Annotated in this window: 4 protein-coding genes and 2 pseudogenes; all 6 read left to right on the forward strand. The window is 45.7% G+C overall.

Features of this window, described 5'->3' with window-relative positions:
- Positions 1-138 precede the first annotated feature (138 nt).
- Positions 139-4,284 carry a DUF6531 domain-containing protein gene (locus HMPREF9370_RS01980; RefSeq protein WP_169311358.1) on the forward strand — a complete coding sequence of 1,382 codons (4,146 nt, stop codon included), beginning with the start codon at positions 139-141 and terminating at the stop codon, positions 4,282-4,284.
- 32 nt (positions 4,285-4,316) lie between these two features.
- Positions 4,317-4,751, forward strand: a complete 435-nt coding sequence (locus HMPREF9370_RS01985; RefSeq protein WP_009115605.1) for a hypothetical protein — start codon at positions 4,317-4,319, stop codon at positions 4,749-4,751.
- A gap of 207 nt (positions 4,752-4,958) precedes the next feature.
- Positions 4,959-5,189: pseudogene (locus HMPREF9370_RS12625) on the forward strand (RHS repeat protein); the annotation flags it as partial.
- 78 nt (positions 5,190-5,267) lie between these two features.
- Complete coding sequence (locus HMPREF9370_RS11555) at positions 5,268-6,755, forward strand: RHS repeat domain-containing protein (protein ID WP_009115606.1); 1,488 nt, start codon at positions 5,268-5,270, stop codon at positions 6,753-6,755.
- Between the two features lie 12 nt (positions 6,756-6,767).
- The gene (locus HMPREF9370_RS02000) at positions 6,768-7,364 is read left to right on the forward strand and encodes a hypothetical protein (RefSeq protein ID WP_009115607.1); all 597 of its coding nucleotides are present in this window, start codon (positions 6,768-6,770) and stop codon (positions 7,362-7,364) included.
- Positions 7,365-7,464: 100 nt separating this feature from the next.
- Positions 7,465-8,224: pseudogene (locus HMPREF9370_RS12595) on the forward strand (RHS repeat domain-containing protein); the annotation flags it as partial.

Raw genomic sequence — 8,224 nt, forward strand, 5'->3', positions numbered from 1 at the left:
TGATTAAGATTGCTTTTGGCCTCTTGAAATGTAAAGCGGCATTTTCAAATGAGCAGAAGCGATTTAAAATTTATTTTAGAAATCTGCGGTCGCTCTATTTTTAATTTTAAAACAACGGAATTTTGACGGAGTAATCTCATGGCATCTTTCGGCAACACCATAGGCATTCTCATCCCCCAGCCTTCGGCGCCGGCCATGGTGTCCCAAGGCTCCGCCAATCCGCCCGAACCGCTGACCAATGCCGCCGGCCCCGTTGAAGTGATTGAGATGGCGGCCGATGTCGCTTCTACCGCTTTATCGATTGTTTCCCCCGACTCTGCCGTATCAGCAGCCGTTGATGTGGCTTCTACGGTGATTTCCTTAGCTTCGATGATTCCCGGTGTGCCGGGGCCGAAGCCGCCTACTAAAAAGACCGTTAGCGGGTTTGGCGGCGGTAGCGGTATGGGGTTTGACGGTGGGTTGGTTACTCAGGGGAAAGGTAAAAAAGGCAGAGGACGTAAAGGCAGACCTGCAGGAGGAAGGGGAGCCGGTTCGGGAGGTTGTCCGTGTAAAGGCGGCGGCAAAGGTGGCGCGGTCGGTCGTCCGGTGAATGCCATACTGGGTATTAAAGTCCTTCCCGAAGAAACCGACTTTGTTTTCGATTCCCCTCTCCCCCTAATCTGGCAGCGCAGCTACTATTCCGACCAACCTGGCAACGGCTGGTTGGGGCAGGGCTGGTCGCTGCCGTTTTCGATGCGGCTGGAACGGACGCAGGACGGCTTCCTCTACATTGACGAACAAGGCCGGGAAATTCCGCTGCCGGATATTGACGACGAGCAAGACGAACCGCAATATGCCGACGATGAAGACGACTTCGACACAGAAGAGGCCGACCCCGTTGCCGACCCTGCGGAAGAAGACCCCTACGGTTTGGAAGATGCCTATTTCGACCACGAAGAGCAAATCTATTTCTCACAAGTTTCAGACGGCCTCTACCAAATCGCCTCACCTGACGGCGGTGCCCGTTTGTGGTTCGCCGAAGTCGACGAAGGCGACGGCGTTTACCAACTGATTGCCCAACTCGACCGCAACCATCACCACATCCGCCTTTGCTACGGCGACAACGGACTGCCGCACAGCGTTTATGACAGCAGCGGCCGGCAGTTTCAACTACACTTCTCCTCCATCCGCCTAAACGACAGCGACGAAGTATTCGATGCCGCTGCCGAATACGGCGTATTTGTCGGTAAGGACGACAACCTTTACGTCAACCGCCTAACCTCGGTTACCCTCAACAGCCGCGAATTGGTGCGCTACGGCTACGACGGCTACGGCGATTTGACCGCCGTTTACGGCCGCGACGGCAAACGTCTGCGCGGTTTCGCCTACCGCAACCACATCATGATCGAGCACAACCAGCCCGACGGGTTGGTATCGCGTTACGAATACGACCGTTACGACACCGACGGCAAAGTGCTCAAAAGCCATACCAACCTCGGCGAAGCATGGACGTTCGACTACCGTGACGGCTACACCCGCGTTACCGACGCATTGGGTAGGGAAGAGATTTACGGTTTCGACGAGAACTACGAAGAGATTTACCACATCAATGCCGACGGCCATCGCAGCGATAGCGAACGCGACGACTGGGGGCGGATTACCCTTCAACGCGACGAACTCGGCCGCGAAACCCGTTTCGGCTACGACACCTTCGGCAACCTTATCAGCATCACCGCCCCCGACGGCAGCCGCACCCAAATCGACTACCACGACAGTTTAAACCTGCCGGTTGCCGTCAACGACCCCGCCGGCAGAATCACCGAATACGCCTACGACGGGCGCGGCAACCTGATTCACATCACCGACCCCGCCGGCCACCGCACCGAATACACCTACAACGAACAATGGCTGCCCGCCGCCATCACCGACGCACTGGGCAAAACCAAACAACTCGAATACGGTTCAGACGGCCAACTAATCCGCTATATCGACTGTTCCGGCCAAGCCACCCGTTTCGGCTACACCGAATACGGCGACCTCGAAACCGTTACCGACGCCCTCGGCCATACCACCCGCCACCATTACGACGCAGCCGGCAACCACATCCGCACCGACTACCCCGACGGCAGCAGTGAAAGCTTTGAATACGACCGCATCAACCGTCTGATTGCCCATATCGACGGCCTCGGTGCCAAAACCGAATACGAACTGGCGGTGGACGGTTTGCCCGTCAAACGCACCAACGCCCTCGGCCACAGCTTCGGCTACCGCTACGACCAAGCCCGCAGACTAACCACCCTCACCAACGAAAACGGCGACAGCTACCGCCTCGATTACGACAACACCGACAACCTGATTCAAGAAACCGGCTGGGACGGCAAAATCACCGGCTACGCCTACGATGCCGCCGGCCAACTGAGCGAACAAACCGAATACGGCCTTTCAGACGGCCTTAACGCCGACCGCCCCGAGATTTGGCATATCCACAAGTATAGATACAATCTTATGGGGCAATTAATTGAAAAAGTTAGTCGTAAGGTTGAAGGTAAAACAACTTCTAATACTGAAGCTTATAACCGTATACGTTTCGAATATGATTGTTTGAGTGGGAAATTAATTAAAGCGAGAAACCACCATAGCAGCATAGAATTTATATATGACTCTATAGATCAACTTATTCAAGAAACAACTGTTCACAATGGTTATAAAGTAACGGTTCAACACCGTTATGATGCTTTAGGTAATAAAATTCAAACTATTTTACCTGATGGTGGACTTATCAATAATTTATATTATGGTAGTGGCCATTTGCATCAAATCAATCTTAATGGAGAGTTAATCGCTGATATAGAACGTAATGAGCTACATCAAGAAGTAAGCCGTACTCAAGGTGAGTTAACTAGCTATTATGAATATGATCCAATGGGAAGATTACGTTCTCAAGTTACTACTGCTAATCAAATTCTAAAAAATAATTCAAAGCTAAATACCTTAGTTGGAGGAGTAGTCAGGAGAAATTATCATTATGATAAGGCTGGTAATTTGATTCAGTTAATTGATCTAAGAAGTGGAGTGTTAAATTATGTATATGATAAACTAGGCAGAATTCAGAAGAATGGTAAAAAGACTTTTGCTTTTGATCCCGCCGATAATATTTTATCAGAAGAACATTTTAATACTGAATATAAAGGTAGAAACATAGGAATTGGTAATCGCCTTGAGAAATACAATGGAATTGAATATACCTATGATGCTTTAGGTAATATGATTTACCGCCAATTACCTAATGGTGAAAGTCAATTTTTTCATTATGATGCAGAAAGTCAATTAATTTTTGCTGAGATAAAAAAAGCAAATGGTGAAACTCAAATTTGGGAATATACCTATGATCCACTTGGTAGACGTTTGAGTAAAAATAGGATTGATAATAATGCATTGAAGTCTAAAGCGACTGTTTTTATTTGGGATGGAAGAAAATTATTACAAGAATATAATTACAGAGGAAATTATACTTATTTTTATACAGATCAAGATAGTTATGAGCCATTAGCACAAGTTTTTCATAGCAAACAAGATAATAAAGATTATTTAAGTTATTTTCATACTGACCAAATTGGCATCCCGTACGAGATGACGGATCAGTATGGCAACTTATTGTGGTTTGGTGAATATTCAGCATGGGGCAAATTGCAGAAAGATGAACGAGTGTATCAAAATGCACACCAACCGTTTAGATTACAAAATCAATATTATGATGTTGAGACAGGGCTTCACTATAATTTATATCGTTACTATGAGCCAGATATAGGTAGATTTGTTAGCTCAGATCCTATAGGTTTATTCGGCGGTGATAATTTATATACTTTTGCTCCTAATATAACTGCTTGGATTGACCCTTGGGGATTAAATCGTTTTAGTCGTTCAATATGGCAGGCTCCTTCAAGAGGTACCGGACAGCAATATGTAGTATTCCAACAGGGTATTAATTGGGATCAAGTAGATAATAAAGGCAGAACAAACTTAGAGAGAGCATCTAAAGGAATAGCTCCGTTGGGACCTGATGGCAGATCCATAAATTTACATCATTCAAAGCAAGACGGAAGAGGTCCATTATTTGAACTTTCTGGAACTTCTCATAGTAAATTTGATCGTTCGAATGCCTTGCATCCATATAAAGTTGATGGTACTGGAAAACATCCTCACCACCCTGTAGATAGAAAATCTTTTGGTAGAGATCGAAGGCAGTATTGGATAGATCGAGCAAAAGCTGAAAGACGACGCAGAAGAGCTACTGGTCGATGTTAAGTGATTAATGTGTAAAATTTCGGAGATTGATTATGCTGGATAAAAAATTTACAGAATATCTTGAAGAAGAGCTTGGTAGAATTTTACCTGATGAAAAGAAAAAATATGAAGTAATGTTTAAAAGCCTAGGGTTTGGTGATATAAATCAAGATTTTGTTGAATTTTGGACAAATTATAGTGATGAAATTTATGGTAAAGAAGGATATCTTGTTGATTTGTCTATGGATTTAGAGGATTTTCAGAGTAGCCAAACTCAGAATCTTAGAGAATGGGAAAATTTACCAGTTAATTATATTTCATTTCTTCATAATGAGCTTGATGATTATTTGTTTTATGATAAAAATACTGATGAAGTATATTTTGTGGAAGCACCAAATATTAAAAATTTTATTAATAAAAAACAATTCGATAAAAAATGGGGTAACTTTATATCCTTTATAAAATATTTCCTTGATTATAATGAATAATAAATTTACAGTTTATTAAAATAATCATAATATGCCGAATGAAAATTTTTTTTCAAACGGCATTTTTCTAATGATCTTTAATAATCTAAATTTTTCATCTATCTGCCTGAAAAAACCAGCCGCCGCATCGACGGTACGCTCGTTCCCGCCGAAGAGGGCAAACACTACAGCCGCACCCGTTTCGACTACGACCCGCTGACCGGCAATCTGGTCAAAGCCCGCAACCGCCACAGCAGCGTCGAACTCGTTTACGACGTACTCGACCGACTCGTCAGCGAAACCACCGTCCACAACGGCCAAAGCGCAACGGTAGGCTATCAATACGACCCGCTCGGCAACCGCATTCAAACCGTTCTTCCCGACGGCCGCAGCATCAACTACCTCTACTACGGCAGCGGCCACCTGCACCAAATCAACCTCGACGGCGAAGTCATCAGCGACATCGAACGCGACCGGCTGCATCAGGAAATCCGAAGAACCCAAGGCGCCTTAACCAGCCGCTACGACTACGACCCGATGGGCCGTCTGAAACACCAAACCGCCACCGCCAACCGCACCTTGCAGCACAACGGCAAACTCAATACCCTGGTCGGCGGCGCAGTGCGCCGAAGCTACCGCTACGACCAAGCCGGCAACCTGATTCAAACCGCCGACCAACGCAGCGGCGTATTGGATTACGTGTACGACAAACTCGGGCGGATTGAAAGCGCCGTCAACAAACAGAGCGGCAGCAGCGAAAAGTTCGCCTTCGACCCCGCGCACAATATCCTGTCGGATAAGGTTTCAGACGGCCTCAAAGACACCAAAGGCCTGTCTGAACACCTTTCAGACAGGCATCACATCAGCAGGACAAAAGGCCGCAACATCGGCAAAGGCAACCGCCTCGAAGCATACAACGGCACCGAGTACACCTACGATGCCTTGGGCAATATGATTTACCGCCAGTTGCCCGACGGCGAAAGCCAATACTTCGTTTACGATACCGAAAACCAGTTAATCAGAACGGAGATTAAGAAACCCGCAGGCAATACCGAGATATGGGAATACGCTTATGATCCGTTCGGACGGCGTTTAAGCAAAGAGCGCAAAGACAAATTGGCGTGGATAAGCACCGAGCCGAAACGGACGCATTTCGTTTGGGACGGGACGAGACTGCTTCAGGAATACACCTACAAAGGCAGCTATACCTACGTTTACACCGACCAAGATTCTTACGAACCGCTGGCGCAAGTCTTTGATAACGCCAAGGACGGCAAACAATACCTAAGCTACTTCCACAACGACCAAATCGGCATCCCGCGCGAGATGACCGACCAATACGGTAATCTGCTGTGGTACGGCGAATATACCGCTTGGGGCCGTCTGAAAACAGACGAGCGGGTTTATAAAGAAGTTCATCAGCCTTTCCGCTTGCAGAATCAGTATTACGACCAAGAAACGGGGTTGCATTACAACTTTTTCCGTTACTATGAACCTGATGCGGGTAGGTTTGTGAATCAAGACCCAATTGGGTTGTTGGGAGGGGATAACTTTTATCAGTTTGCGCCGAATGTGAATGTTTGGGTTGACTATTTTGGTTTAATAAAAGAGCATGGTTTTGGTATTTTTTCTGAAGTCCAAAATAAAGGAAGTGAAATAGGTAACGGAATCCAACGACACCATTTAAATCAGTCGCAAACATTTCCTGATTTCAGTCGAAATGATGGAGAAGTGATTGGCTTAAAAGGTAGCGCATTTAAGCCAGGGACTCCGCATAATGCAGCACATTTTTCCTTGGATAACTTCTATGATAAATATAGAAATACGGGCAAAATGCCAACCGTATTTAGATACAATATAGCTCTTTATAAATCACTTAGAAGTGCGGGTGTAGGCCGTATACGTAGCTTTGTAGGTGTGATAAGAGCAATGAAAGAGCAGTTTAGAAACAAAATTAGGCCTTGGAATAAATTGCCTAATCTCCCAAACAGAACTACAAAGCGTCCTGGTGCTTGTAATAAATGAGGAAATTTTAGTATGTTTAATTTCATATATGATTACCTTTTTAAAAAAATAGAATTTGATGAAATCATGATTAATTGTATTGATGAGATACAATCAATACAATGGGGAGAGAACGTGGGTAAGCCATTAAAAAATATAGAATGCAAGTATAAAATTCTGCAAATAACCAATGATAATGATGCTTTGAATTATTTAAAATATGAAGATAATTATAAAGATATTGTGTGCTTAGAAAATTTACTTAATGAGGGTAACAATAGGACTACTCGATACCTATCAAATTATAAAAAAAGGGAATACGATGGTGAGTGGAACAGAGTAACTGATAAAGCTAATAAAATTATTGACTTCAAAAAAATAGAAAATAAAGAACTACTATTTAATAAAAAATATAATTCATCAGTAAATCTATACTTATCTCGATTTATATATCAATATTTGCATTGTTTGTATTTTAAAAGGTACGATAAAAATATTCCTTCCTTTGGTTTAGATATTTTTGATATTTACCGTAATGGACATCTCATTCTTGGCTGGAAGGGTTCTTTCCCATCCCCGCCGCCAGCTAGGGAAATTATGCCTGAAGAAGGCATATTATTAGTATGGTAAATCAAGCTTCAAACCCAGCAAAAACTTTAAGCTTAATCAAACCCTTTTAGACGGTCTCTAAGCGATTCAGGCCGTCTTAAATTTTGTTCTTTAACAATCCGACCCGCTGACCGGCAATCTGGTCAAAGCACGCAACCGCCACAGCAGCGTCGAACTCGTTTACGACGTACTCGACCGGCTCGTCAGCGAAACCACCGTCCACAACGGCCAAAGCGCAACGGTAGGCTATCAATACGACCCGCTCGGCAACCGTATCCAAACCGTTCTCCCCGACGGCCGCAGCCTCAACTACCTCTACTACGGCAGCGGCCACCTGCACCAAATCAACCTCGACGGCGAAACCATAACCGACATCGAACGCGACCGGCTGCATCAGGAAATCCAAAGAACCCAAGGCGCCTTAACCAGCCGCTACGACTACGACCCGATGGGCCGTCTGAAACACCAAACCGCCACCGCCAACCGCACCTTGCAGCACCACGGCAAACTCAATACCCCGGTCGGCGGCGCAGTGCGCCGAAGCTACCGCTACGACAAAGCCGGCAACCTGATTCAAACCGCCGACCAACGCAGCGGCGTATTGGATTACGTGTACGACAAACTCGGGCGGATAGAAAGCGCCGTCAACAAACAAACCGGCAGCAGCGAAAAGTTTGCTTTCGACCCCGCGCACAATATCCTGTCGGATAAGGTTTCAGACGGCCTCAAAGATAAAGGCCTGTCTGAACACCTTTCAGACAGGCATCACATCAGCCGGACAAAAGGCCGCAACATCGGCACAGGCAACCGCCTCGAGGAATACAACGGCACCGAATACACCTACGATGCCTTGGGTAATATGATTTACCGCCAACTGTGTT

This window comes from Neisseria wadsworthii 9715 (assembly GCF_000227765.1).
Lineage (GTDB): Bacteria > Pseudomonadota > Gammaproteobacteria > Burkholderiales > Neisseriaceae > Neisseria > Neisseria wadsworthii.

Coding starts and splice junctions, on each gene's coding strand:
- HMPREF9370_RS01980 (WP_169311358.1), top strand. CDS start 139: ATGGCATCTTTCGGCAACACCATAGGCATTCTCATCCCCCAGCCTTCG.
- HMPREF9370_RS01985 (WP_009115605.1), top strand. CDS start 4,317: ATGCTGGATAAAAAATTTACAGAATATCTTGAAGAAGAGCTTGGTAGA.
- HMPREF9370_RS11555 (WP_009115606.1), top strand. CDS start 5,268: ATGGGCCGTCTGAAACACCAAACCGCCACCGCCAACCGCACCTTGCAG.
- HMPREF9370_RS02000 (WP_009115607.1), top strand. CDS start 6,768: ATGTTTAATTTCATATATGATTACCTTTTTAAAAAAATAGAATTTGAT.